Origin of the sequence: Acidovorax sp. 35-64-16 (assembly GCF_002281195.1) — a bacterium.
Taxonomy (GTDB): Bacteria; Pseudomonadota; Gammaproteobacteria; order Burkholderiales; family Burkholderiaceae_C; genus Acidovorax; species Acidovorax defluvii.
In genome coordinates this window covers 147,642-171,274 of record NZ_NCFM01000002.1, presented here as the reverse complement: position 1 = coordinate 171,274, position 23,633 = coordinate 147,642, and the positions used below count along the sequence as shown (strand labels likewise).

Sequence of the window (23,633 nt, the reverse complement as noted above, 5' to 3'; positions counted from 1 at the left end):
GAGCAGCAGCACCACCGACAACGGAACTCCGAGCAACCACAAGATAACGGGCATGGCAATCTCCTTGAAAAAGTGATGCCTTGACCTTATCGCCGCGTGCCCGCGCTGCCTGTGCGCATGTGCTGCGCGGTGGCGTAGGCCAGTGCCTACCCGAAGGCTGCCCAGCGATGCCCGCGCGGACTGATTTACAGACCCAGTTCCAGCGCCAGCAGTTCTTCCACCGTCTGGCGGCGGCGGATCAGGTGGGCGTGGCCGTCATCGACCAGCACCTCGGCAATCAGGGGCCGGGTGTTGTAGTTGGAGGACATCGAGGCGCCATAGGCGCCCGCGTCGTGGATGACCAGCAGGTCGCCCACCTGCGCATCCGGCAGGTTGCGCGGCAGCACCACACCGCCGTCGCCCTGCGTGAACACGTCGCCCGATTCGCACAGCGGCCCCGCCACCACGCTGGGCCGGTCGGCCGCGGTGCTGCCGTCGCGGCGCAGCACGCTCATGGTGTGGTAACTGCCGTACATGGAGGGGCGCATCAGCTCGTTGAAGCCGGTGTCGAGCAGCATGAAATGGTTGTTGCCCGCATCCTTGGTGGCGCGCACCTCGCCCAGCAGCACGCCCGATTCGGCCACCAGATAGCGGCCGGGCTCGATCTCCAGGCCCAGCGGGTGCCGCACGATGGCCTCGGCCTGCTGGCGCGCGGCATCCCACAGGCCGTGGTAGTGCTGCGTGTCGATGATGGGCTCGCCATCGCGGTAGGGGATGGACAGGCCGCCGCCAGCCGAGATGGCGTGCAGGTCGTGCCCTGCCGCATGCGTGGTGCGCACCAACTCCACCATGGCGCCGCACACCTGCTCGAGGTGGCGGTAGTCCACGCCCGAGCCGATGTGCATGTGCAGCCCCACCAGCTTCAGCCCGCGCTGGCGGATGGCGGCCAGTGCGGCAGGCAGGTCGGTGTGCCAGATGCCGTGCTTGCTGTGCTCGCCGCCGGTGTTGGTCTTGTTGCTGTGGCCATGGCCAAAGCCGGGGTTGATGCGCAGCCACACTGCATGCCCTGGCGATGCCGCGCCCAGCTGGTGCAGCATGTCGATGGAGCCAGCATTCACCGGCACGCCATGCTCGACCACACAGGCCAGCGTGGCGGCGTCGAACAGATCGGCCGTGAACACGATCTCGGAGCGCCCGTCGCCTTGCTGGCCCGCCTGGTAACCGGCAGCCAGCGCGCGCAGGATCTCGCCGCGCGACACTGCATCCACCATCACGCCCTGCGCGCGCATCAGCGCAAGGATGTGGATGTTGGAGCAGGCTTTTTGTGCAAAGCGGATGGTTTCAAAGTTGGACAGCTGCGCAATGCGCTGGCGGATGGTGGCGGCGTCATACACCCACAGCGGGGTGCCAAACTGGTCGGCCAGGGACCACAGTTGCGCGGGCGAGAAGGGGTTGGACATGGGGCGATCCGGGTGCAGGAAAAAAGCGCAATGGTGCGGCGGATCAACCATTTGATCCGAGGCTTTGAAGTTTACCGGGCATTCATTCTGGAGAGCGCGCTGTGCCCCCGCTTGCCCATGGCGCCAGCGCAGCCTGCGCACCACCCTGGCAGGCGCTGGGGTTGATGGATTTGAATGAAATAGGGTTCTAGCCCTTGTGCAATAAGCGCTATCAGCTACAAAAACAATAGCTTTCGATGCCTGGTGCGCCAGCGCCAACGCCCCGATTCGACTGGGTTCAACGCCAAGGCCTGAGCGGCGGCGCTCAGAACTCCCGGTTGTCAATCAGCCGCGTGGCCCCCAGGCGCGCGGCGCCCAGGGCCACCAGCGTTCCGGGCGCATCCAGTGCGGTGGCGGGCTGCAGGTCGGCGCGGCGGCGCACCGTCAGGTAGTCGGGCAGCCAGCCGCGTGCACGCAGCTGGTCCAGTGCCTGCTGCTCCAGGTTGGCTGCCTGCAGCGTTCCAGCGGCGTGGGATGCGGCCCAGCGGTCAGACAGTTGCTGCAGCGCTTGCGACAGCGCCACGGCCTCTGCGCGCTCTTGCAGGCTCAGGTAGCCGTTGCGCGAGCTCAAGGCCAGGCCGTCGGGGGCGCGGCTGGTGTCGCCCGCCACCACGTCGATGGGCAGCGCAAACTGCCGCACCATCTGGCGGATCACCATGAGCTGCTGGTAGTCCTTGCGGCCAAACACCGCTGTGCCACCACCCGTGGCGCCAAACACGCAGCTGAACAGCTTCATCACCACCGTGGCCACCCCGGTGAAGAAGCCGGGGCGGAACTGGCCTTCGAGCAGGTCGGCCAATTGCGGGTCGGGGTGCACCTTGAAGGTCTGTGGCTCGGGGTAGAGGTCGTTTTCGCGCGGGGCAAACAGCACGTCGCACCCGGCTGCCTGCAGCTTGGCGCAGTCGGCATCCCAGGTGCGGGGGTAGCTGTCAAAGTCTTCGTGGGGCAGAAACTGCAGGCGGTTCACAAAGATGCTGACCACGGTGGTGTCGCCCAGCGGCCGGGCCTGGTGCACCAGCGACAGGTGCCCCTCGTGCAGGTTGCCCATGGTGGGCACAAAGGCGGGGCGGCGGGCGGCCAGGGCGGCGCGCAGTTCGGGAATGGAGTGGGCGATGAGCATGGTTCTTGGTGGAAAAGGCCTGGCCTTACCAGGCGTGCAATGCGTTGTCGGGGAAGCGGCCCTGCTTGACGGCCTGTACATAGGCCTCCATGGCGCCGCGCACGCTGCCGGCGTCCTGCATGAAGTTGTGCACAAACCTGGCCATCTTGCCCAGGTTCACGCCCAGCATGTCGTGCAACACCAGCACCTGGCCGGCCGTGCCGTTGCCCGCGCCAATACCAATGGTGTGGCAGTGCGGCAGCTCGGCGGTGATTTCGGCGGCCAGCGCGGCGGGCACCATCTCCAGCACCAGCATGGCGGCGCCAGCGTTTTGCAGCTCCAGGGCTTCTTTGCGCAGCGTGCGGGCAGCGTCTTCTGTTTTGCCCTGCACGCGGTAGCCGCCCAGGGCATGCACGGTTTGTGGCGTCAGGCCCAGGTGCGCGCACACGGGTACGCCGCGCTGCACCAAAAACTCCACCGTGGGCGCCGTCCAGCCGCCGCCCTCCAGCTTGACCATGTGCGCGCCCGCCTGCATCAGCGTGCAGGCGCTGCGCAGGGCCTGTTCGCGGCTTTCGGCATAGGTGCCATAGGGCAGGTCGGCCACCAGCCAGGCCGTGCCCTGCACGCGGTGCAGGCCGCGCGCCACGCTGGCCGTGTGGTAGGCCATGGTGTCCAGCGATACCCCCACGGTGCTGGGCAGGCCCTGGCACACCATGCCCAGCGAGTCGCCCACCAAAATGCACTCGACGCCCGCTGCATCGGCCACGGCGGCAAAAGTGGCGTCGTAGGCGGTCAGCATGGTGATTTTTTCACCGGCCTCGCGCATCTGCGCCAGGCGCGGCAGGCTGACGGGCCGGCGCTGGGGCAGGGGCGACGCAGGCGGCAGCGTGCCATAGGGAGTGGTGGGCGTGGCCTGCGTAGGTGTTTGGGGCGATGTCTGGGTCGGCTCGGTCATGGCGTCACTCCTTGCAAAGTCGACAAAAGCGCGCAGTCTAAGTCACAGCGGGGCCGTGGGTGGCGCACTGCAGGTCTGTAACAACATGTGGCCTTGCGCTACATTCTTTGTTCAGCGGGCCTCACAAGGGGAAGGGGGCCGCCAATGCAACACAAGGACTCCCGTGGAACCACAGCCCGTGCAAGTGCAAGCCCAAGCGCCTGATGCCAGCAAGATTTTTGTCTTCGAAGAGGTGTATCCGTTCCGCGCGGCGCAGGAGCAGGCCGAAAAGAAAAAACTCAGCGCCTTCGGCATGATGGCCAAGTTCAACCCCCTGAACCGTCCGCGCGAGGACACGGTGCAACTGTCGCGCCAGGAAATGCGCCTGGAGCCGTTCTGGCACGTTGTGGCGCAGCGCTCGGTGGACTACACCTGCCAGATCACCTACCAGGTGCCGGTGCACAACCTCTATGCCCAGACCCTGCAACTCGACGACAAAGTGTTTGAGGTGACGCGGCAAAAAGACAAGGCGCGCATCGAGTTCGTCGCCATCGAGCACTGCCATCGCAAGATCCATTTCGACCAGATGATCGATGGCATGCAGCGTGACATCAAGCCTGCGGTGCTCAAGGCCTACATCGAAAAATACAAGTTCACCGAGACCGAGCGCGTGGAGCGGCCTGACGAGCTGCTCAAACCCTTGATCTCCATGGCTGCCGCCAAACAGTTGGCCACCGCCAGCCTGACCTCGGAGGCGGTGAATGCCTACGAAATCCAGGCCGACCTCACGCACTTCGAGCGCACGCACCTGTATCTGCGGCCCGTGTTTGCCTTCGAATTCCGCTGGAGCAGCGCGGACAAGGTCGGGGTCATCGAGGTCGATGGGCTGACGGGGGAAGTGGTGGAGAACGGGCGCTGGTTCAAGGACAAGGTCAGCCAGGTGCTCACCCGCGACATGCTGGTCGATGTTGGCGCCGAGATGGCGGGCACCCTGGTGCCCGGTGGCGGTGCCGCCGTCAAGCTGCTCAGCAAGCTGGTGGCACCCGGCGCGCCCGGTCACTGACCACTCGCTCCACCAGCGCAGGCCCTCACCACCGGGGGCAGATGGGCAAGGCGAAGCCGCTATGCTTCACGGCCATGACCTATCCAGAAGACGAAACCCGCCAGTCCCTGCACACCCAGGTGCTGCTGGACGTGGCCCGTGCCCTTGAAGAAGACGTGGGCAGCGGCGACCTCACCGCTGGCCTGATCGACCCCCAGCGCCGCACCCGCGCGCGCATCCTGGCGCGCGAGGCCGCCGTGATCTGTGGCGCCCCCTGGGCCGAGGCCGCCCTGCGTGCACTCGACCCTTCCGTGCAACTGACCTGGCATGTGGCCGAAGGCGCCCGCTGCGCTGCCGACCAGGTGGTGCTGGAGATCGAGGGCAATGCCCGCGCGCTGCTCAGCGCCGAGCGCACGGCGCTCAACTTTCTGCAACTGCTCAGTGCCGTGGCCACCAAAACCCGCACCTACGTGGACGTGGTGGCTGGCACCCGCGCGCACATCGTGGACACCCGCAAGACTCTGCCCGGCCTGCGCCTGGCGCAAAAATACGCCGTGCGCGTGGGTGGCGGCACCAACCACCGCATCGGCCTGCACGACGCCGTGCTCATCAAAGAAAACCACATCGCCGCTGCCGGTGGCGTCACGGCCGTGCTGCGCGCTGCCCAGCAGGTGGCGGCGCAAGCCAAGTTCATCGAGATCGAAGTCGAGACGCTTGAGCAGTTGCAGGAGGCTCTGGACGCTGGCGCCAAGATGGTGCTGCTCGACAACATGCCGCTGCCCACGCTGCGCGAGGCCGTGCGCATCAATGCTGGTCGCGCCATCCTCGAAATCTCGGGCGGCGTGACGCTCGATGGCCTGCGCGCCCTTGCAGAAACCGGTGTGGACCGCATCTCGATTGGCACCCTCACCAAAGACGTCAAGGCCACCGACTTCTCGATGCGCCTGCAGGAGTTAGAGTGACCAACCCCCTGTGGCGCTGCGCGCCTTCCCCCTTCTCTCGCGCGGAGCGCGGGAAGGGGGACGCCACCAGCGCGGCGGGGCGGCCCTTGCGCGGTGGCCGCTGGCCTGGGCCGTGCCTGTTGTACGTGCCGAGACTGGCGCAACGCACACTGAATGACTGATATGAACACTGTGATTACCCTCAAGGAAGTCGATTACGAGCAGCCCGAAGGCGGCGGCGTGTGCGCGACCAAGCACGCCTGGGCGCGTGTGCCTCCCGAGCCGTCGCAGGACGAGCGCGCCGCGCTCAAGGACAAAATCCGCCGTTTGCTGAAGGAAAAGAACGCGGTCATGGTGTCGCACTACTACGTGCACCCCGACCTGCAGGACTTGGCCGAAGAAACCGGCGGCATCGTCAGCGATTCGCTGGAGATGGCGCGCTTTGGCCGCGACCATGCCGCGCAGACGCTGGTGGTGAGCGGAGTGCGCTTCATGGGTGAGACGGCCAAAATCCTCTCGCCCGAGAAGACCATCCTCATGCCCGACTTGGACGCCACCTGTTCGCTCGACCTGGGCTGCCCCATCGACGAATTCAGCGCGTTCTGCGATGCGCACCCCGACCGCACCGTGGTGGTCTACGCCAACACCAGTGCGGCCGTGAAGGCGCGGGCCGACTGGCTGGTCACGTCGAGCTGCGCGCTCGACATCGTGCGTGCACTCAAGGACCAGGGCCACAAAATCCTGTGGGCGCCCGACCGCCACCTGGGCGACTACATCCGCCGCGAGACCGGTGCCGACATGCTGATGTGGAACGGCGCCTGCATCGTGCACGACGAGTTCAAGGCCTTTGAGCTGGAATCGCTGAAAAAAGAGCACCCGAACGCCAAGGTGCTGGTGCACCCCGAAAGCCCGGCCGACGTGATTGCCCTGGCCGACGCAGTAGGCTCCACCTCGGCCATCCTCAAGGCCGCGCAGACGATGGACGCCCAGGAGTTCATCGTCGCCACCGACAACGGCATGATGCACAAGCTGCGCACGCTCAACCCCGGCAAGGTGTTTTACGAAGCCCCCACCGCCGGCAACAGCGCCACCTGCAAAAGCTGCGCCCACTGCCCCTGGATGGCGATGAACGGCCTGGCCGGCGTGGCCCATGTGCTGGAGACCGGCAGCAACGCCATCGACGTGGACCCGCAGATCATCCCGCGCGCGCGCCTGCCGATTGACCGCATGCTGGCCTTCACCGCCGCGCTCAAAAACGGCCTGCCCACCAGCGGCCTCGTGCCGAACATCGGTGCGGCCTGAGGTACCCCACGCCTCTGCGCCACGGCCGGGGCGTGCATCGGTAGGGGCACGCTGTACACGGCGGCGTTTGCTTTGTTTTTAATAGCTGTTAGCGCATATTCCATAAGCGCTGGAGGCCAATTTGACCCTTACTGCGCACATTGACTTTGCCGACCCGCACGACCGCAGCGCGCCGCGCCTGCGCCAAGCCTTTGGCGCCCCGCGCGAGGTGCTGCAAGCCCACCAGCTGCAGGACGTGCGCGCGGTGCTCGACGCCGTGCATGCCGCCGCACAGCGCGGCCACTGGTGCGTCGGCCATGTGCGCTACGAAGCCGCAGCGGCCTTTGACGCCGCCCTGCAAACCCACGCCGCCGACGGCCCGCTGGCGTGGTTTGCCGTGTACGACGCACCGCTGCCCTGGCCTGCCGATGGAGCTGTTGACTCCGATCCCGCCGCGCAGGTCGAGTGGACCGGCGGCCCCGACCGCGCTGGTTTTGACGCAGCCATTGCCCACATCCAGCAGGCCATCAGTGCGGGCGAGCTTTACCAGGTCAACTACACCGCCCCACTCACCGGCAGCTTGCGCCAGGGCAGCGCCGCCGCGCTGTTTGCCGCGCTGCAGCGCGCCCAGCCCGGCGGCTATGCCGCGCACATGGCAGCGGGCTCCGAGCAGGTGCTGTCGGTCTCGCCCGAGCTGTTTTTTGACTGGCACGATGCGCCCGGCGGCGGCCGCATCCTGGCCCGTCCCATGAAAGGCACCGCCGCGCGCGGCGCCACCCCCGCAGACGACGCCGCCCAGGCCGCCCACCTGCGCGCATCGCCCAAAGAGCGCGCCGAAAACGTCATGATCGTGGACCTGCTGCGCAACGACCTCTCGCGCATCGCCCAGCCGCACAGCGTGCGCGTGCCCGCGCTGTTCCACACCGAGGCCCTGCCCACCGTGTGGCAGATGACGTCGGACGTGCAGGCCCGCACGCGCGCTGGCATTCGGCTTTCCGACGTGTTTGCTGCGCTGTTCCCCTGCGGCTCGGTCACCGGCGCGCCCAAGGTGCGCGCCATGCAGATGATTCGTGCGCTCGAATCCGCGCCGCGCGGCGTGTATTGCGGCGCTGTCGGCGTGGTGCGGCCGGCGGGCGTGGCCGGGCCCGATGGCCTGTGCAGCGTGGCCGCCACCTTCAACGTGCCCATCCGCACCGTGGTGCTGCGCGCCGGGGCCGACGGCGCCACCACCGCCACCTGCGGCATCGGCAGCGGCATCACCTCGGGCGCCACAGCCGACGCCGAATGGAGCGAGTGGCGCCACAAACGCGCCTTTGTCGAACGCGCCAGCGCGCCGTTTGACCTGCTCGAAACCCTGGCGCTGGTGGATGGCCAGTTCCGCCACTTGGCCGAGCACCTGGCGCGCCTGCAGGGCGCGGCGGCGCATTTCAATGTGCCGTTCGACGCCGCTGCCGTGCAGGCTTGCCTGCAGGCGCTGGCAGGCAACCACCCCGCCGGTGCCTGGCGCGTGCGCCTGCTGCTGCGCGCCAGCGGCCAGCCCCACGCCGAGGCCTTTGCCCTGCACCCCACGCCCGTGCCCGTGCGCCTGCAATTGGCGGGCCGCCCGCTGCCAGAGGCCCATGGCGAATTCGTGCGCTACAAGACCACGCGCCGCGCGCACTACACCGCGTTGGCGCCCACCACGCCCGGTGTGTTCGACACCGTGCTGTGGAACGAAGCGGGCGAGATCACCGAAACCACGTTTGGCAACATTGCCATGCTGCTGGACGGCCGCTGGGTTACCCCCCCGCTGGCCTGCGGCCTGCTGCCCGGCGTGGGCCGCGCCGTGGCCCTGCGCGAAGGGCGCCTGACCGAGGCCGTGGTGCGCCTGCAAGACCTGCCGCGCGTGCAGGCCTGGGCGTTCATCAACAGCCTGCGCGGCTGGCTGGCCGCCGAACTGGTGCCATGATGTTTGGGTGTTTTTGGCCTCTAGCGCTTATCTGGTAAGCGCTAGTAGCTATCATTGTTATAGTGTGTAAACCGCCCAAAACCTTGTCCTGATAATGGGCGAGTTCCCCGCCCCACCCACTCCCCCTGAAGGACGCCCATGACGCCCGAGGCACTGGCCCGCGAATCCATCGACCGCAAGCTCGCCCAGGCCGGCTGGGTGGTGCAAGACATGAAGGCGCTCAACCTGGGCGCAGCCACCGGAGTGGCCGTGCGCGAACACCCCACCGACACCGGCCCCGCCGACTACGTGCTGTTTATCCACCGGCAGCCCGTGGGCGTGATCGAAGCCAAAAAAGACAGCGCTGGCGAAAAACTCACCGCGACGGAGGCCCAGACCGAGCGCTACGCCAGCGCCAACCTCAAATGGCGCAAAGACAGCACGCCGCTGCGCTTTTTGTTCGAGGCCACCGGCCAGATCATCCGCTTTACCGACGGCGCCGACCCCGCGCCGCGCTCGCGCGAAATCTTTCATTTCTTCAAGCCCGAAACGCTGGCAGCGTGGCTGGCACAACCAGACACCCTGCGCCGCCGCCTGGCCGAGCAAATGCCCGCGCTGCCCGAGCAAAACCTGCGCCACTGCCAAATCAGCGCCGTCACCGGGCTGGAAAAGTCGCTGGCGCTCAATAAACCCCGCGCCCTGGTGCACATGGCCACCGGCGCGGGCAAAACGTTTACCGCCATCACGTCGGTGTACCGCCTGCTCAAGTTTGGCGGTGCCAAGCGCATCCTGTTTCTGGTCGATACCCGCAACCTGGGCAAACAGGCGCACCAGGAGTTCATGGCCTACACGCCGCCCGACGATGGCCGCAAGTTCACCGAGCTCTACAACGTGCAGCGCCTGGCCTCGCCCAACATCGACCCCAACGCGCAGGTGTGCATCAGCACCATCCAGCGCATGTATTCCATTTTGAGTGGCGAGCCCATCGACGAATCGGCCGAAGACCTGTCGCTGAACGAGGTGCAGCAAACCGCCAGCCAGGCAAAGCTTGTGCGCTACAACCCGGCCGTGCCGGTGGAAACGTTTGACTTCATCGTCATCGACGAATGCCACCGCAGCATCTACAACCTGTGGAAGCAGGTGCTCGACTACTTTGACGCCAGCCTGATCGGCCTGACCGCCACGCCCGACAAGCGCACTTTCGGCTTCTTCAACGAAAACATCGTGGCCGAATACACCTACGAGCAGTCCGTGGCCGATGGCGTCAATGTGGGCTACGACGTGTACACCATCGAAACCGAGGTCACGCAAAAAGGCGCCGAGCTCAAGGCCAAAGAATGGGTGGACCACCGCGACCGGCAAACCCGCAAAAAGCGCTGGAGCGAAACCGAAGAAGACACCGCCTACACCGGCAAAGAGCTGGACCGCTCCGTGGTCAACGTGAGCCAGATCCGGCAGGTCATCCAGGCCATGAAAACCGCCGTGGAAACGCAAATCTTCCCCGCCCGCAAAGAAACGCCCAAAACCCTCATCTTTGCCAAGACCGACAGCCACGCCGACGACATCATCCGCATCCTGCGCGAGGTGTATGGCCAAGGCAACGCGTTCTGCAAAAAGGTCACCTACCGCGCCGAAGAAGACGCCGACAGCATCCTCAGCAGCTTTCGCAACGACTACAACCCGCGCATTGCCGTCACCGTGGACATGATCGCCACCGGCACCGACGTCAAGCCGCTGGAAGTGTTGCTCTTCATGCGCGACGTGCGCAGCAAGGGCTATTACGAGCAAATGAAAGGCCGGGGCGTGCGCAGCCTCGATGGCGACAGCTTGAAGCGCGTCAGCAACAGTGCCGACGGCGCCAAAACCCGCTTTGTGCTGATCGACGCCGTGGGCGTGGAAAAGTCGCTCAAAACCGAAAGCCGCCCGCTGGAGAAAAAGCCCGGCGTTCCGCTCAAAGACCTGCTGCAAGGCGTGGCCATGGGCAGCCGCGACGACGACACCGTGCTCAGCCTGGCCAACCGCCTGGTGCGACTGGCCAAGCAACTGGGCGAAAAAGCGCAGGCGCGCATTGAAAAAGCCAGCGGCGGCATCCCCGTGGCCGAGTTGGGCAAGGGCCTGATTACCGCGCTCAACCCCGACGCCATCGTGCAAACCGCGCTGGCCAGCGCGCAGGCCCAGGGCATCACCCGCAGCGAAGACACCCTGTTGCCACAAGAGCTGGAAGCCGCCCGCGCCACCCGCGTGGCCGCCGCCTGCGCCCCGTTCGACCAACCCGCGCTGCGCGACGAAATCGAAAACGCCCGCCGCGAACGCGAGCAGCTCATCGACCACATCAACCTCGATACCGTCACCTTCGCGGGCTTTTCCGAGCAGGCCGAGGCGCAGGCCAAGGCGGTGGTACAGACCTTTGCCGACTACCTGCAACAGCACAAAGACGAAATTGCGGCGCTGGATTTTTTCTACCAGCAGCCCTACCAGCGCCGCGCGCTCACCTTCGACCTCATCGAAGAGCTGCACGAACAGTTGGCCAAACCACCGCTGATGCTGACCACCGAACGCCTGTGGAGCGCCTATGCCCGCGTGCAGGCAACGCAGGTGAAAGGCACGGACAAGAAGCGCCAGTTGACCGATCTGGTGTCACTGGTGCGCTTTGCGCTGGGGCTGGACGGCGAAGGCGCCGAACTCAAGCCCTTTGCCGACGAAGTGGACAAGCGCTTTCAGGCCTGGATTTTTCGGCACAACGCCCAGCGCGGCACCGCCTTTACGCCGGAGCAGACCGAGTGGCTGCGGCTGATGAAAGAGCACATTGCCAGCAGCTGCGCCATCCACCGCGACGATTTTGATTACGCGGAACTGGCGGACAAAGGCGGGCTGCAGAAAGCGTGGGGGCTGTTTGGCAAGGAGCTGGATGGGCTGATGGATGAAATGAATTGGGAGTTGGTGGCGTGAGTGAATTTGTTGAGTTGCCCAACACATGGGCATTCGCGCCGCTTTCAAGTATTGCGGACGTCAATCCTCGCTCGTTCTGCCCACTCCCGAGTGCCGTCAGCCAGCCGGTTCACTTTGTGCCAATGAGTGCTGTGACCGAAGAGTTCGGTGGCATTGACATTTCCGCAAGGCGCCCGCTCGGCGACGTGCAGAAGGGCTACACCTCGTTTCTGACCAATGACGTGCTGCTTGCGAAGATCACGCCATGCATGGAGAACGGCAAGCTGGCTTTGGTACCGCCATTGCAAGATCACCTCGCTTTTGGCTCCACCGAGTTTCATGTCTTACGTGCCAAGGATCAGGTCCAACCAAGCTGGCTGGCTTACTTCCTGTCTCAGTCAGCTTTTAGAAGGCTTGCACGGCAAAACATGACGGGTAGCGCGGGCCAGTTGCGTGTCGCAACTACCTGGTTATCTGACGCCTTAATCCCTGTTGCTCCTGCCACCGAACAAACCCGCATCGTCGCCAAACTCGAAGAACTGCTCTCCGACCTCGATGCCGGGGTGGCCGAGCTCAAGGCCGCGCAGAAGAAGCTGGCGCAATACCGCCAGTCGCTGCTGAAAGCCGCCGTGGAAGGCGCACTCACGGCAGAGTGGCGCACGCAGCACCAGCCCACCGAGACCGGCGCGCAACTGCTGCAACGCATCCTGCAAGAGCGCCGCGCCCGCTGGGAGGCCAGGCAACGCGCCAAGTTTGCGGAGCAAGGCAAAACCCCGCCCAAGGATTGGCAGAAGAAATACCCCGAGCCGGTGCAGCCGGATACCACCGACTTGCCGGAATTGCCGCAGGGGTGGGTGTGGGCGAGTCTGGATCAACTTGCCCTAGATTCTTCGTATGGAACCTCGGTGAAATGCGGCTATGAAAGCCAAGGTGCTTCCGTATTGCGCATACCCAACGTGATTGCTAGAAAGCTAGTACTTGATGATTTGAAGTTTGCTAGTCAGCCGCTAGATTTGCATAAGTCTGAATACCTCGCGCCAGGCGACATTCTTGTTGTTCGCACTAATGGGAGCGTCAGCTTAGTAGGGCGCGCTGCAGAGGTGACTGAGCCCTTGCCAGGCGATTTTTACTTTGCCTCCTACTTGTTGAGAGTGCGGTGCCTTGAGACCAGCGTGGTTCATCGCTGGGTTTCCGCACTGTTGGCTTCAAGGCAGGGACGCTCGTGGATTGAGTCGCGCGCTGCATCTTCTGCCGGGCAACACAACCTCAGTCTCAGCACTTTGCTGACGATTCCTATCCCGCTGCCACCAATCGTTGAGCAGGCAGAAGCCATGAATGCCCTGGAAGCAGTTCTTCTGAGTGTTTCTGAGCAAGAGCAATTTCTTGATAAATCCCTCCAACAATCCACCGCCCAACGCCAAAACATCCTGCGCGCCGCCTTCTCCGGCCAACTGGTGGCGCAAGACCCCCACGACGAACCGGCCAGCGCACTGCTGGAGCGCATCCGCGCCGAGCGGGCCGCGCGCGATGCCGTTAAAAAGCCGCGTGGCCGCAAGGCCCAGGAGGCCGCATGAGCAAACCCAAACCATTGACCACCAAAGCGACTGCCGCAGCAGCAGTGGCTGAAACGCCCGGCCTGCTGGCCGATCTGCGGCAGTTGATCGAGCAGTCCCGCCAGGCAGCGGCGGCGGCAGTGAATGCCAGCCTGACCCTGATGTACTGGCACATTGGCCAGCGTATCGGCACCGAGGTGCTGGCTGGCCAGCGGGCTGGCTACGGCGAAGGCATTGTCGTGACGCTGTCGCGCCAATTGGTGGCCGACTACGGGCGGGGCTTCGATGAGAAAAACCTTCGTCGCATGGTGCAATTTGCCGAGCTGTTCCCTGGGCAGGACATTGTCGTGACGCTGTCACGACAATTGAGCTGGTCCCATTTCCTGGCCTTGTTGCCAGTGAAAGACCCGCTGGCGCGCGACTTCTACGCCCAGATGTGCAGCATCGAGCGCTGGAGCGTACGCACCCTGCGCGAGCGGGTGGATTCGATGCTGTTCGAGCGCACGGCCCTGTCCAAAAAACCCGACGAGCTGATCCGGCTGGAGCTGGATGCCTTGCAGGCCCGAGGCGACGTGACGGCGCCGCTGCTGCTCAAAGATCCCTACGTGCTGGATTTTCTGGCGCTGGACGACCGCTACCTAGAAAAGGGCCTGGAAGACGCCATCCTGCGCGAGCTGGAGCATTTTTTGCTGGAGCTGGGCGCGGGCTTCAGCTTTGTGGCGCGGCAGCGGCGCATCCAGCTCGACAGCGACGATTTCTACATCGACCTGCTGTTCTACAACCGCAAGCTGCGCCGGCTGGTGGCCATCGAGCTGAAACTGGGCGAGTTCAAGGCCGAATACAAGGGCCAGATGGAGCTGTACCTTCGCTGGCTTGCCAGGCATGACCAAGAGCCGGGTGATTTGCCACCGCTGGGCATCATTTTGTGCACGGGCAAAAAGCACGAGCAGATCGAGTTGCTGGAGTTGGACAAGTCGGGCATCCACGTAGCCGAGTACCTGACGGTGCTGCCCCCGCGCGAGGTGTTCGAGCAAAAAATCCACGAGGCGATGGTGCAGGCGCGCCTGCGCGTGGCGCAGAAAGCAGCAGATCAAGAATGACGCTGTCCAAGCGCAGAAAGTGCAACCGCCGGTTGCAGAAATGCTCGGCAATCTCCCCGGACCCCACATGAACACATCCTCCCTCGTCCAGAAAGTCTGGAACTTCTGCCACACCCTCAAAGACGATGGCGTGGGCTATGGCGACTATCTGGAGCAGCTCACTTACCTGCTGTTTTTGAAGCTGGCGCACGAATACGCGCAAGAGCCCTACAACCGCGACACGCACATCCCCAACGGCTATGGCTGGGCCAGCCTGACCAGCAAAGTGGGCGAGCCGCTGGAGGCACATTACCTGGCCACGCTGCACCGGCTGGGGCAGGAGCCGGGCATGCTGGGCGCCATCTTTTTCAAGGCGCAGAACAAAATTCAAGACCCGGCCAAGCTCTCGCGCCTGGTGCAGCTGATTGATGCCGAAAGCTGGATCAGCCTGGATGCCGACACCAAGGGCGACTTGTACGAAGGCCTGCTGCAAAAAAACGCCGAAGACACCAAAAGCGGCGCGGGCCAGTATTTCACGCCGCGCGCGCTGATCGAAGCCATGGTGGCCTGTGTGCGGCCCGAGCCCATGAAGACCATCGCCGACCCGGCCTGCGGCACGGGAGGCTTCTTCCTGGGGGCCTACAGCTGGTTAACGCGCCCCGGCGCCGCGCTGGACAAACGGCAAAAGGCGTTTCTGCGTGACCAGACCTTCTACGGCAACGAGATCGTGCCCAACACGCGTCGCATGTGCCTGATGAACCTGTTCCTGCACAGCATCGGCGAACTCGACGGCGAGCCGTTGGTGGAGCGCTCGGACGCCCTGATTACCGAGCCCAAACGCAAAGTGGACTATGTGCTGGCCAACCCGCCCTTCGGCAAGAAAAGCAGTATGACGTTCACCAACGAAGAAGGTGAAGACGACAAGGATGCATTGATTTACGAGCGGCAAGACTTTTGGACGACCACGTCGAACAAGCAGCTTAACTTTTTGCAGCACATCGTCAGCATGCTGAAGGTGGACGGCAAAGCGGCGGTGGTGCTGCCAGACAACGTGTTGTTTGAAGGCGGGGCGGGCGAGAAGATTCGCAAGAAACTGCTGGAAAACTGCGATGTGCACACCGTGCTGCGCCTGCCCACGGGCATTTTCTATGCGCAGGGCGTGAAGGCGAATGTGGTGTTCTTTGACAACGCCCCAAAAGATGGGCGCGTGCATACCAAGGGCGTGTGGTTTTACGACCTGCGCACCAACAAGCATTTCACGCTGAAGACGCGCACCTTGAAGCTCGATGACTTGCAGGATTTCATCACCTGCTATCACCCGGAAAACCGCCACGAGCGCATCGCCACAGATCGCTTCAAGTTCTTCAGCTACGACGAGCTGATGGCCCGCGACAAGGCCAGCCTGGACATCTTCTGGCTGAAAGACGACAGCCTGGACAACCTGGATGATTTGCCGCCGCCCGAGGTGCTGCAGCAAGAAATCATCGAGCACTTGGAGGCTGCGTTGGCGGCCTTCAGGGACGTGGCGGTAGGGCTGCCAAGGCAGGGCGCTGCAACGCCGTAGCAATGCTCCACCCGCTGTAGTGCGGTGCGGCCCCTGTCGCACCTACCGCCGCACCTACCGCCGCACCTACCGCCGCACCTACCGCCGCACCTGCCAGGCCGCTTGCTGCGCCACAAACCCGTCAAACGCCGCCAGCAGGGGCGCCAGGCTTTCGGCGCCTTCCAGTTGTGCCAGTGCCGCGCAGGTGGCCTCCAGGGTCGAGAGCTGGTGCGGCTGGCGCGCCGTGCGGATGCGGTAGCGCGATGCTGGTAGCTCGCGCAGCGGCAGGCGCGGCAGTTGTTGCAGCAAAGGGTTCTGGTGCAGCATCTTGCGGCTTTTGCGCCAGGTGCCGTCCAGCACCACCAGGCGCAGGCGCTCTGGCGTTTGCAGCCAGGCGGGGTTCAGTGGCGGGGGGGTGGCAATGCCCAGGGTGGTGTCTTGCGGGGCTTCGGGGTAGAGCAGCAGGGTGTGGCGCGGGGCGGTGGCTGCATCTGTTGCGCCAAATGGCGCGGTCAGCAGGGGCTGCAGTGCGCTGGCGTCAAACCGCTCGCCCGTCACCATGCGGCTGTGCGGCAGGCTCAGGTGCAGCAGCCGGGCTGTGCCTTTGGCCTCGTGCACTTCCAGCGGGTGCTGCAGGATCAGCACCTCGGTGCGGTGCGCCACCGGGGTGGCCCAGCGGCAGATGCAGGCGCTGTGCGGGCGCAGGCAGGCAGGGCAGCGCGGGCGGCTGGTGCTGAGTGGAGTCACTATAAAAAAAAGAGCTGCTAGCGCTTGATGGATAAGCGCTACAGCCCTGTTTGGCTAAAAAATGGCGGCGAGGCCGGTGGCTTACAGCCGCTCTTTGACGTAAGAGCCCCGGTCCATATCGACGATTTCCACGCTGAGCTGCACCATCACGCCCGCTGGCTTGGGCGACAGGCGGCGCAGCACCTCGGCCACGCGCTCGGACAGGTCTTTTTTGGCCTCGGGCGTGCGGCCCGACAGCAGGCGCAGCTGGGCGTGCACAAACGCGCGGTTGGCGGGGGCGGTGCCAATTTCAAAGCTGTCCACCAGCACGAAGCGGCTTTTGAGGTCGGCCTCGTCCAGCACTTCGGGGCTGCTGGTGACGGCCTGGTTCAGCTCGGTGAGGGCTTGCGCCTCGGGAAAACCGGCAAGGTTTTGCGAGTATTCGACGATCAGGTGGGGCATGGTCTGCTTTCGGCGGGGGTGGAAAAAGCGGGCGTTACAGCGCCTGGGTAGGCACGTGGTGGCGCAGTTCGGTCTGGCGGTTGTGGCCGTCGACAAACACCAGTTGGGGTTCGTGCGTGGCCACCTTGTCTTCGGGCACCTGGGCAAACGCCGCAATGATGAGCAGGTCGCCCACGGCAGCGCGGCGCGCGGCCGAGCCGTTGACCGAGATCATGCCGCTGCCGCGCTGGCCCTTGATGGCGTAGGTGATGAAGCGCTCGCCGTTGTTGATGTTCCAGATGTGGACCTGTTCGTTCTCGCACAGGTTGGCGGCGTCGAGCAGGTGTTCGTCGATGGCGCACGAGCCTTCGTAGTGCAGCTCGCAGTGCGTGGTGGTGGCGCGGTGGATCTTGGATTTGAGCAGGGTGCGGTACATGGCGGTGCAGGTGTGTTGACGGTGGTGTTCCATGCCGCGCTCAGTGGCGCGCAATGGGCGGAACCAGGATGGTGGGCGCGGCGGGCGCCGCAAGCGCAGGGTAGTCGCGGCTGTAGTGCAGGCCGCGGCTTTCGCGGCGCATTTGCGCGCTCTTGATGATGAGGTCGGCCACCTGCACCAGGTTGCGCAGCTCCAGCAGGTCGCGCGTGATGTGAAAGTGGGCGTAGAACTCCTGGATCTCGGCTTGCAGCAGGGCGATGCGGTGGGCCGCGCGCTCCAGGCGCTTGTTGGTGCGCACGATGCCCACGTAATCCCACATGAAGCGGCGCAGCTCGTCCCAGTTGTGCGAGATGACCACCGACTCGTCGGCGTCCTGCACGCGGCTGTCGTCCCAGCCCGGCAGCTCGGGCACGGGCGTGCACGGCGTGGCCGCAATGGCGTGCGCGGCGGCGCGGGCAAACACCATGCATTCAAGCAGCGAGTTGCTGGCCAGGCGGTTGGCGCCGTGCAGGCCGGTGCAGGCCACCTCGCCCACGGCAAACAGGCCGGGCAGGTCGGTGCGGCCGGCCAGGTCGGTCAGCACGCCGCCGCAGGTGAAGTGCGCCGTGGGCACCACGGGGATGGGCTCTTTGGTGATGTCGATGCCCAGCGACGCGCAGTGCGCCAGGATGTTGGGAAAGTGCTCGTGCAGAAATTCGGGGCTCTGGTGCGAGATGTCCAAGTGCACGCAGTCCAGGCCGTGGCGCTTCATTTCGTAGTCGATGGCGCGGGCCACCACGTCGCGCGGCGCCAGTTCGGCGCGCTCGTCGTGCTGCGGCATGAAGCGCGTGCCACCTGCCGATGCCGGCAGCAGCAGCTTGCCACCCTCGCCGCGCACCGCCTCACTGATGAGGAACGACTTGGCATGCGGGTGGTACAGCCCCGTGGGGTGAAACTGGATGAACTCCATGTTGCCCACGCGGCAACCGGCGCGCCAGGCGGCGGCAATGCCGTCGCCGGTGGCGGTGTCGGGGTTGGTGGTGTAGAGGTACACCTTGCCCGCGCCGCCCGTGGCCAGAATGGTTTGCGGCGCGCGGAAGGTGACCACCTCATCGGTGGCGCCATCCAGCGCATACAGGCCCAGGCATTGCTGCGGGCCCGCCAGGCCCAGCTTGTGGCTGATGATCACGTCCACCAGCGTGTGTTGCTCGAACACCGTGATGCCTGGCGTGGCGCGCACCACGTCGATCAGCGTGCGCTGCACGGCGGCACCGGTGGCGTCGGTCACATGGGCGATGCGGCGTGCGCTGTGGCCGCCTTCGCGCGTGAGGTGCAGCTGGTCGCCCTCCATCGAAAAAGGCACACCCAGCTGGCGCAGCCACGCGATGGCCTCGGGCGCGTTTTCCACCACGAAGCGCGTGGCGGCCAGGTCGCACAGGCCGGCACCGGCCACCAGGGTGTCTTCGATGTGCGCGGCAAAGCTGTCGTCGTCGGCCAGCACGGCGGCAATGCCGCCCTGCGCCCAGGCGCTTGCACCGTCCTGCAGCTGGCGTTTGGTGATGACAGCCACGCGGTGCGTGGGCGCCAGGTGCAGGGCGGCCGAGAGACCGGCGAGGCCGCTGCCTACGATGAGTACGTCAAAGTCGTGGGATTGCATGGTGGTTTCTCGTGGCGTGCGAAACGGGCGCTGCACTACGCCAGTGCCACCTTGGAACTGGCTTTGCCAGGCCACGGGTGACGTCCCCCTCCCGCGCAGCGAGTGAGGGGGAAGCGGCGCGGCCGCTCAGGGGTGTCATTCCTTTTCCAAATCATTCGTGTCTAGGCGCGAAGCCGCAGGCAGTGCTGTAGCACGACAAGGCGAAGCAATAACGACACGGGTGATTTAGAAATGGAATCATGCCGGTACATAGGCCAGCCGGACGTAAATGGGGGCGAAGGCCTCGGCCTGGGTGATCTCGATCAGGGTCTCTTTGGCCAGCTCGAGCAGCGCGATGAAGGTCACCACCAGCACGGTGCTGCCGTTGGCGGGATCGAACAGTTCTTCAAACTCGACAAAGCGGCGCCCCTGCAGCGTTTTGAGCACCATGCTCATGTATTCGCGCACGCTCAGTTCCTCGCGGGTGATCTTGTGGTGCTGCACCAGCCGGGCGCGCTTCAGGATGTCGCGCCAGGCGTCTTGCAGATCGACCACATGCACATCCGGAAACCGCGGCTGCAGGCTTTGCTCGATGTACACCTGCGCCTTTACAAAGTCGCGCCCATATTGCGGCAGTTGCCCGAGGCGCATGGCGGCCATCTTCATCTGCTCGTATTCGAGCAGGCGGCGCACCAGCTCGGCGCGCGGGTCTTCGGCCTCGTCGGCTCCCTCCTGCTTTTTGGGGGGCAGCAACATGCGCGACTTGATCTCGATGAGCATCGCCGCCATCAGCAGGTATTCGGCGGCCAGCTCCAGGTTGCGGCTGCGGATCTCTTCCACGTACACCAGATACTGGCGCGTGAGGCCGGCCATGGGGATGTCGAGGATGTTGAAGTTCTGCTTGCGGATCAGGTACAGCAGCAGATCGAGCGGGCCTTCAAAGGCTTCCAGAAAGACTTCGAGCGCGTCGGGCGGGATGTAAAGGTCTTGCGGCAGCGCAAACAGCGGCTCGCCATACAGGCGGGCCAGCGCCACCTGGTCCACCACGTCGGGCATGGTGCCCGGGGTAGCCGCAGTGGCCTCGGCAGGGCTTGCGCTGCGCATTGTGCTATTGAATTAATAGCTGCTAGCGCTTTGTGGTAAAGCGCCAGAGGCTATTTTGATGTTCAATCAGCGTTGGTCTGATAGGGGTAGGGCTTTTGCGCGACCTGGGCATCGCGGTAGTCGCCCCAGATCTTGCGGTCTACCTGCTTGTCCCACAGCAGGGCGCGGCCTGCGCGCTGCTGTTCATCCAGCTCGGGCCTTTGCGCCTTGAGCTGGTCGATGAACTGGGTGGCATCGGATTTGTAGTCGGGGCGGCGAAAAATGGACATGGACTGATAACCTCTCTGGCTTGATTTTACCGGGAGCCTTCCATGCCCTTTCTTTTTCGTGCCCTGGCGCTTGCCGCGGCGGCTTTCAGCCTGGTCGCCCTGGCCGGATGCGACGCGCAGCGCATCAGCGAACTGCAGCCTGGCATTTCCACCGAGGCCGACGTGCGTGACCGCTTTGGCGTCCCCGAAACCATCTGGGACGAGGCCGATGGCGCGCGCACCCTGGAATACAACCGCCAGCCCGCCGGGCAGATCAATTACATGATCACCGTGGGTGCCGATGGCCGGCTGGTGGCCGTGCGCCAGGTGCTCACGCCCGAGAACTTTGCCCGCATCACACCCGGCACCGACATGGCGCAGGTGCGCCGCAATCTGGGCAAGCCTGCCAAGGTCACGCCCTACCGCCTCAGCGGCGAAACGCACCACGACTGGCGCTTTGCCGAGGCGCCCAACATCCCCAAGGTGTTTACCGTGGTGACCAAAGACGGCGCCACGGTGCTGCGTACGCAGATCGGCCCCGACATGGACGCGCCAGAGAACAAGGGCGGGCGCTGATTTCAGAAATCCGGTGCGCTGCCTTGTGGGCATTCACGGCGCAATCTTGCGCTTGAGTGCCCGCGCCACCCCCGGAGGCAAGCTGGGCAGCGAGCGCAGCAGCCAGGGCAGCAGCTTGCGCTTGAGGCCGCTGAGCGACTGCGGCACCATCGCCTCGATCAGGTGTGGCCCGGGCGTGGCCAGGGCGTACTCCAGTGCCCGCACAAACTCCTCCGCCGTAGTGGTGCGCACGCCGTGCACGCCCATGCCATCGGCGAGCTGGGCGAAGTTCAGCACCGGGCCGTTCAGGTCCAGCTGCGACCGGGCCTTGGCGCCCACTTTTTCGGCGCCAACGCGTTCCAGCTCCACGTTGAGCACCGAGTACGAGGCGTTGTTGAAGATGACCGATACCACGTTGAGCTTCTCGCGCGCCATGGTCCACAGCGCCTGGATGGTGTACATCGCCGTGCCGTCGCCGATGAGCGCCAGCACCGGGCGTGTCGGGCAGGCGATGGCCGCGCCGACGGCATTGGGCAGGCCCTGGCCGATGGCGCCGCCCGTGAGCGTGATGAGGTCGTGGCGCGGAGCCCCAGCGGTGAAGGGCGCGAGCATCAGCCCCGAGGTGATGGCCTCGTCGATGACGATCGCGTTCTCGGGCAGCAGGTGGCCCACGGCCTTGCACACTTTTTCGGCGGTGAGCTTGCCGCGCGGGCGCCCGGGGCGTGCGGGGGCCCGCAGCGCGGGCTGGGCCTGCGCGGCGCCCAGCGCCTGGGCGAGTTTTTCGAGGCTGGCGGCGGCGTTTTGTGCGGGCGTGGAGAGCTGGTGCACGGTGCAGCCGTCGGGCACCAGGTCGCTCTTCTTGCCCGGGTAGGCAAAGAACGATACCGGCGCCTTGGCGTCCACCAGAATCAGGTGTTCGATGCCTGCAAGCTGTACCCCGGCCAGCTCGGCCAGGTAGGCGATGCGCTCCACGGTGGGTAGGCCTGCGCCGCGCTCCAGCCGGGTGGGGAAGACTTCGGCGAACACCTTCACGCCGCTGTGCGCGGCGATGCGCGCGGCGGCCCGCAGGCCGGGCTCGCGCAGCGCCTGTCCGCCCAGGAGCAAGGCGGCCTTGCCGCCCGCCCGTCCTGCCTGTGTCATTGCCTGGGCAATGGTTTGGGCAATGGCCTGTACGGTGGCGTCGTCCGCCGCTTCGGGGCTTGGCGGCGGCGGGGGAGGGCAGGGCACGCCGCCTTCGCCCCACGATACGTCGGCGGGCAATATCAGCGTGGCCACCTGGCCCGGCAGGCCGCGTGCGGCGGTGATGGCGTCTGCTGCGTCCTGGCACAGCGCAGCAGTGCTCTGCGATGTGCGCACAAAACCGGGCGACACATTGCGCGCCACGGTTTCGATGTCGCTTTGCAGTTGCGCGTCGTATTGCGTGTGGTGTGTGGCGTGGTCGCCCACGATGTTGACCACGGGCACTTTGCCCTTGCGCGCGTTGTGCAGGTTGGCCAGGCCGTTGCCCAGGCCGCAGCCCAGGTGCAAGAGCGTGGCGGCGGGTTTGCCGGCCATGCGGGCATAACCATCCGCCGCGCCCGTGGCCACACCCTCGAACAGGGCCAGCACGGCACGCATCTTCGGCTCGCTGTCGAGCGCGGCCACAAAGTGCATTTCGCTCGTGCCGGGGTTGGTGAAGCAGACCTCGATGCCGGCATCGACCAGGGTTTTCATCAGCGCCTGGGCGCCGTTCAGGGAGGCAGTGGACATGGGGTGTTCCTCTTTGAAAGGGTCAAGCGCCGGTTGTGGCAACCGTGGCGGTGGTTGGGGCGGCGGGCAGCAGGCGGCGCATGGCCAGGGCAAACAGCAGGCCCCCGGCGTACATGAGCACGCCATAAAGCGCGCCGGGAATGGCCATGGCGTCGTCTTGGAGCACGGTGCTGGCAATCACCAGCGCCAAGGCGGCGTTCTGCACGGCGGTTTCAATGCCCAGGGTGACCGACTGGCTGCGCGACAGGCGCGCGGCCCACGCCACGCCAAAGCCCACGCACAGCATGCTGATGTTGAGCAGCAGCGCAAACGGCGCCAGGGTGCTGAAGTTGTCGCGCAGGAGCGCCCAGTTTTTCGCCACGGCCAGCACCACGATGAGCACGAACAGCACCGTGGCCACGCGCGTGGCGCGCGGTTCGAAGCGCTGCGCCCAGGCGCTCCAGCGCTGGCGCGCGAACATGCCCAGGCTCACCGGCACGCCCAGCACCAGCGCCACCTGGCCCATCATCAACCCCACGGGCACGTCAACCGCCCGGGCTGCGCCCAGGTAGTGGCCCAGTGCCCAGGTCACCACCAGCGGCAGGGTGAAGATGGTGGCCACACTGGCCACGGCGGTGAAGCTCAGCGCCAGGGCCACGTCGCCGCGTGCCAGGTAGGTGAGCAGGTTCGAGGTGCTGCCTGTGGGGCAGGCCGCCAGCACCATGAAGCCCACGGCAAACACGCCGGTCATGCCCCAGGCACTGAGGAGCAGAAAGCACGCCAGCGGCAGCAGCACGAAGTGGCACACCACCCCCACCAGCAGCGCGCGCGGCTGGGTGAGGATGCGCCGGAAGTCGCCCACCGTCAGCCCCAGGCCGAGCGAAAACATGATGAACGCCAGGATGAGCGGCAGCAGCACGCCCGAAACAATGTCGCCTTGCATGGTGGCTCCTCAGAAGGTGTGAATGAATCCGG

The 23,633-nt window shown here is 65.3% G+C and carries 20 protein-coding genes; 9 read left to right on the top strand and 11 right to left on the bottom strand.

Annotation, left to right across the window (positions count from 1 at the left end):
• Nucleotides 1–185: 185 nt before the first annotated feature.
• The 3 genes from lysA to panB form a co-directional block, all read right to left on the bottom strand.
• Nucleotides 186–1,439: a diaminopimelate decarboxylase gene (gene lysA / locus B7Y64_RS03010; protein WP_291324913.1), complete on the bottom strand. Its 1,254-nt coding sequence runs from the start codon at nt 1,437–1,439 to the stop codon at nt 186–188.
• 304 nt (nt 1,440–1,743) lie between these two features.
• Nucleotides 1,744–2,598 (bottom strand): pantoate--beta-alanine ligase, encoded by an 855-nt coding sequence (panC, locus tag B7Y64_RS03005; RefSeq protein WP_291324914.1) that lies wholly within the window; start codon nt 2,596–2,598, stop codon nt 1,744–1,746.
• A 25-nt stretch (nt 2,599–2,623) separates the two neighbouring features.
• The gene (gene panB / locus B7Y64_RS03000; RefSeq protein WP_291324915.1) at nt 2,624–3,532 is read right to left on the bottom strand and encodes a 3-methyl-2-oxobutanoate hydroxymethyltransferase; all 909 of its coding nucleotides are present in this window, start codon (nt 3,530–3,532) and stop codon (nt 2,624–2,626) included.
• Between the two features lie 163 nt (nt 3,533–3,695).
• On the opposite strand from panB, the gene B7Y64_RS02995 reads away from it, so the two are divergent.
• The 8 genes from B7Y64_RS02995 to B7Y64_RS02960 all read left to right on the top strand — a co-directional run bounded on the left by B7Y64_RS02995 (nt 3,696) and on the right by B7Y64_RS02960 (nt 15,826).
• Entirely contained in the window at nt 3,696–4,574 is an 879-nt protein-coding gene (locus tag B7Y64_RS02995; RefSeq protein ID WP_291324916.1) for a hypothetical protein, read from the top strand.
• Nucleotides 4,575–4,648: 74 nt separating this feature from the next.
• A complete protein-coding gene (gene nadC / locus B7Y64_RS02990; RefSeq protein WP_111865760.1) occupies nt 4,649–5,515 on the top strand; it encodes a carboxylating nicotinate-nucleotide diphosphorylase in 867 nt (288 codons plus the stop codon).
• Nucleotides 5,516–5,677: 162 nt separating this feature from the next.
• A complete protein-coding gene (nadA, locus tag B7Y64_RS02985) occupies nt 5,678–6,796 on the top strand; it encodes a quinolinate synthase NadA (protein ID WP_111865762.1) in 1,119 nt (372 codons plus the stop codon).
• Nucleotides 6,797–6,917: 121 nt separating this feature from the next.
• Entirely contained in the window at nt 6,918–8,723 is a 1,806-nt protein-coding gene (locus tag B7Y64_RS02980; protein WP_291324917.1) for a chorismate-binding protein, read from the top strand.
• Nucleotides 8,724–8,861: 138 nt separating this feature from the next.
• The gene (locus B7Y64_RS02975; RefSeq protein ID WP_291324918.1) at nt 8,862–11,651 is read left to right on the top strand and encodes a type I restriction-modification enzyme R subunit C-terminal domain-containing protein; all 2,790 of its coding nucleotides are present in this window, start codon (nt 8,862–8,864) and stop codon (nt 11,649–11,651) included.
• On the top strand, nt 11,648–13,204 hold the full coding sequence (locus B7Y64_RS02970) for a restriction endonuclease (protein WP_291324919.1): 1,557 nt from the start codon (nt 11,648–11,650) through the stop codon (nt 13,202–13,204). Before B7Y64_RS02975 ends, B7Y64_RS02970 begins: the two co-directional genes overlap by 4 nt.
• Complete coding sequence (locus B7Y64_RS02965) at nt 13,201–14,283, top strand: PDDEXK nuclease domain-containing protein (protein WP_291325534.1); 1,083 nt, start codon at nt 13,201–13,203, stop codon at nt 14,281–14,283. Before B7Y64_RS02970 ends, B7Y64_RS02965 begins: the two co-directional genes overlap by 4 nt.
• Nucleotides 14,284–14,350: 67 nt before the next feature.
• Entirely contained in the window at nt 14,351–15,826 is a 1,476-nt protein-coding gene (locus tag B7Y64_RS02960) for a class I SAM-dependent DNA methyltransferase (RefSeq protein WP_291328344.1), read from the top strand.
• Nucleotides 15,827–15,904: 78 nt separating this feature from the next.
• On the opposite strand, the gene B7Y64_RS02955 is transcribed toward B7Y64_RS02960, so the two are convergent.
• The 6 genes from B7Y64_RS02955 to B7Y64_RS02930 all read right to left on the bottom strand — a co-directional run bounded on the left by B7Y64_RS02955 (nt 15,905) and on the right by B7Y64_RS02930 (nt 20,396).
• Nucleotides 15,905–16,552, bottom strand: coding sequence for a tRNA-uridine aminocarboxypropyltransferase (locus tag B7Y64_RS02955; protein ID WP_291325537.1), 648 nt, complete (start codon nt 16,550–16,552; stop codon nt 15,905–15,907).
• An 81-nt stretch (nt 16,553–16,633) separates the two neighbouring features.
• Entirely contained in the window at nt 16,634–16,993 is a 360-nt protein-coding gene (locus B7Y64_RS02950) for a 5-carboxymethyl-2-hydroxymuconate Delta-isomerase (protein WP_024816108.1), read from the bottom strand.
• Between the two features lie 34 nt (nt 16,994–17,027).
• The gene (panD, locus tag B7Y64_RS02945; RefSeq protein ID WP_291325541.1) at nt 17,028–17,408 is read right to left on the bottom strand and encodes an aspartate 1-decarboxylase; all 381 of its coding nucleotides are present in this window, start codon (nt 17,406–17,408) and stop codon (nt 17,028–17,030) included.
• Nucleotides 17,409–17,448: 40 nt separating this feature from the next.
• Entirely contained in the window at nt 17,449–19,044 is a 1,596-nt protein-coding gene (nadB, locus tag B7Y64_RS02940; RefSeq protein ID WP_291328342.1) for an L-aspartate oxidase, read from the bottom strand.
• 237 nt (nt 19,045–19,281) lie between these two features.
• Nucleotides 19,282–20,127: a ScpA family protein gene (locus B7Y64_RS02935; protein WP_114655786.1), complete on the bottom strand. Its 846-nt coding sequence runs from the start codon at nt 20,125–20,127 to the stop codon at nt 19,282–19,284.
• Between the two features lie 62 nt (nt 20,128–20,189).
• Nucleotides 20,190–20,396, bottom strand: a complete 207-nt coding sequence (locus tag B7Y64_RS02930) for a DUF3460 family protein (protein WP_024816104.1) — start codon at nt 20,394–20,396, stop codon at nt 20,190–20,192.
• Nucleotides 20,397–20,438: 42 nt separating this feature from the next.
• Here B7Y64_RS02930 and B7Y64_RS02925 point away from each other — a divergent pair, with 42 nt between their 5' ends.
• Nucleotides 20,439–20,951 carry a hypothetical protein gene (locus B7Y64_RS02925; protein WP_024816103.1) on the top strand — a complete coding sequence of 171 codons (513 nt, stop codon included), beginning with the start codon at nt 20,439–20,441 and terminating at the stop codon, nt 20,949–20,951.
• A gap of 33 nt (nt 20,952–20,984) precedes the next feature.
• On the opposite strand, the gene B7Y64_RS02920 is transcribed toward B7Y64_RS02925, so the two are convergent.
• Both B7Y64_RS02920 and B7Y64_RS02915 read right to left on the bottom strand, forming a co-directional pair.
• Nucleotides 20,985–22,664 carry an acetolactate synthase large subunit gene (locus B7Y64_RS02920; RefSeq protein WP_291328374.1) on the bottom strand — a complete coding sequence of 560 codons (1,680 nt, stop codon included), beginning with the start codon at nt 22,662–22,664 and terminating at the stop codon, nt 20,985–20,987.
• A 37-nt stretch (nt 22,665–22,701) separates the two neighbouring features.
• Nucleotides 22,702–23,601, bottom strand: a complete 900-nt coding sequence (locus B7Y64_RS02915) for a bile acid:sodium symporter family protein (RefSeq protein ID WP_291325705.1) — start codon at nt 23,599–23,601, stop codon at nt 22,702–22,704.
• Nucleotides 23,602–23,633 lie beyond the last annotated feature (32 nt).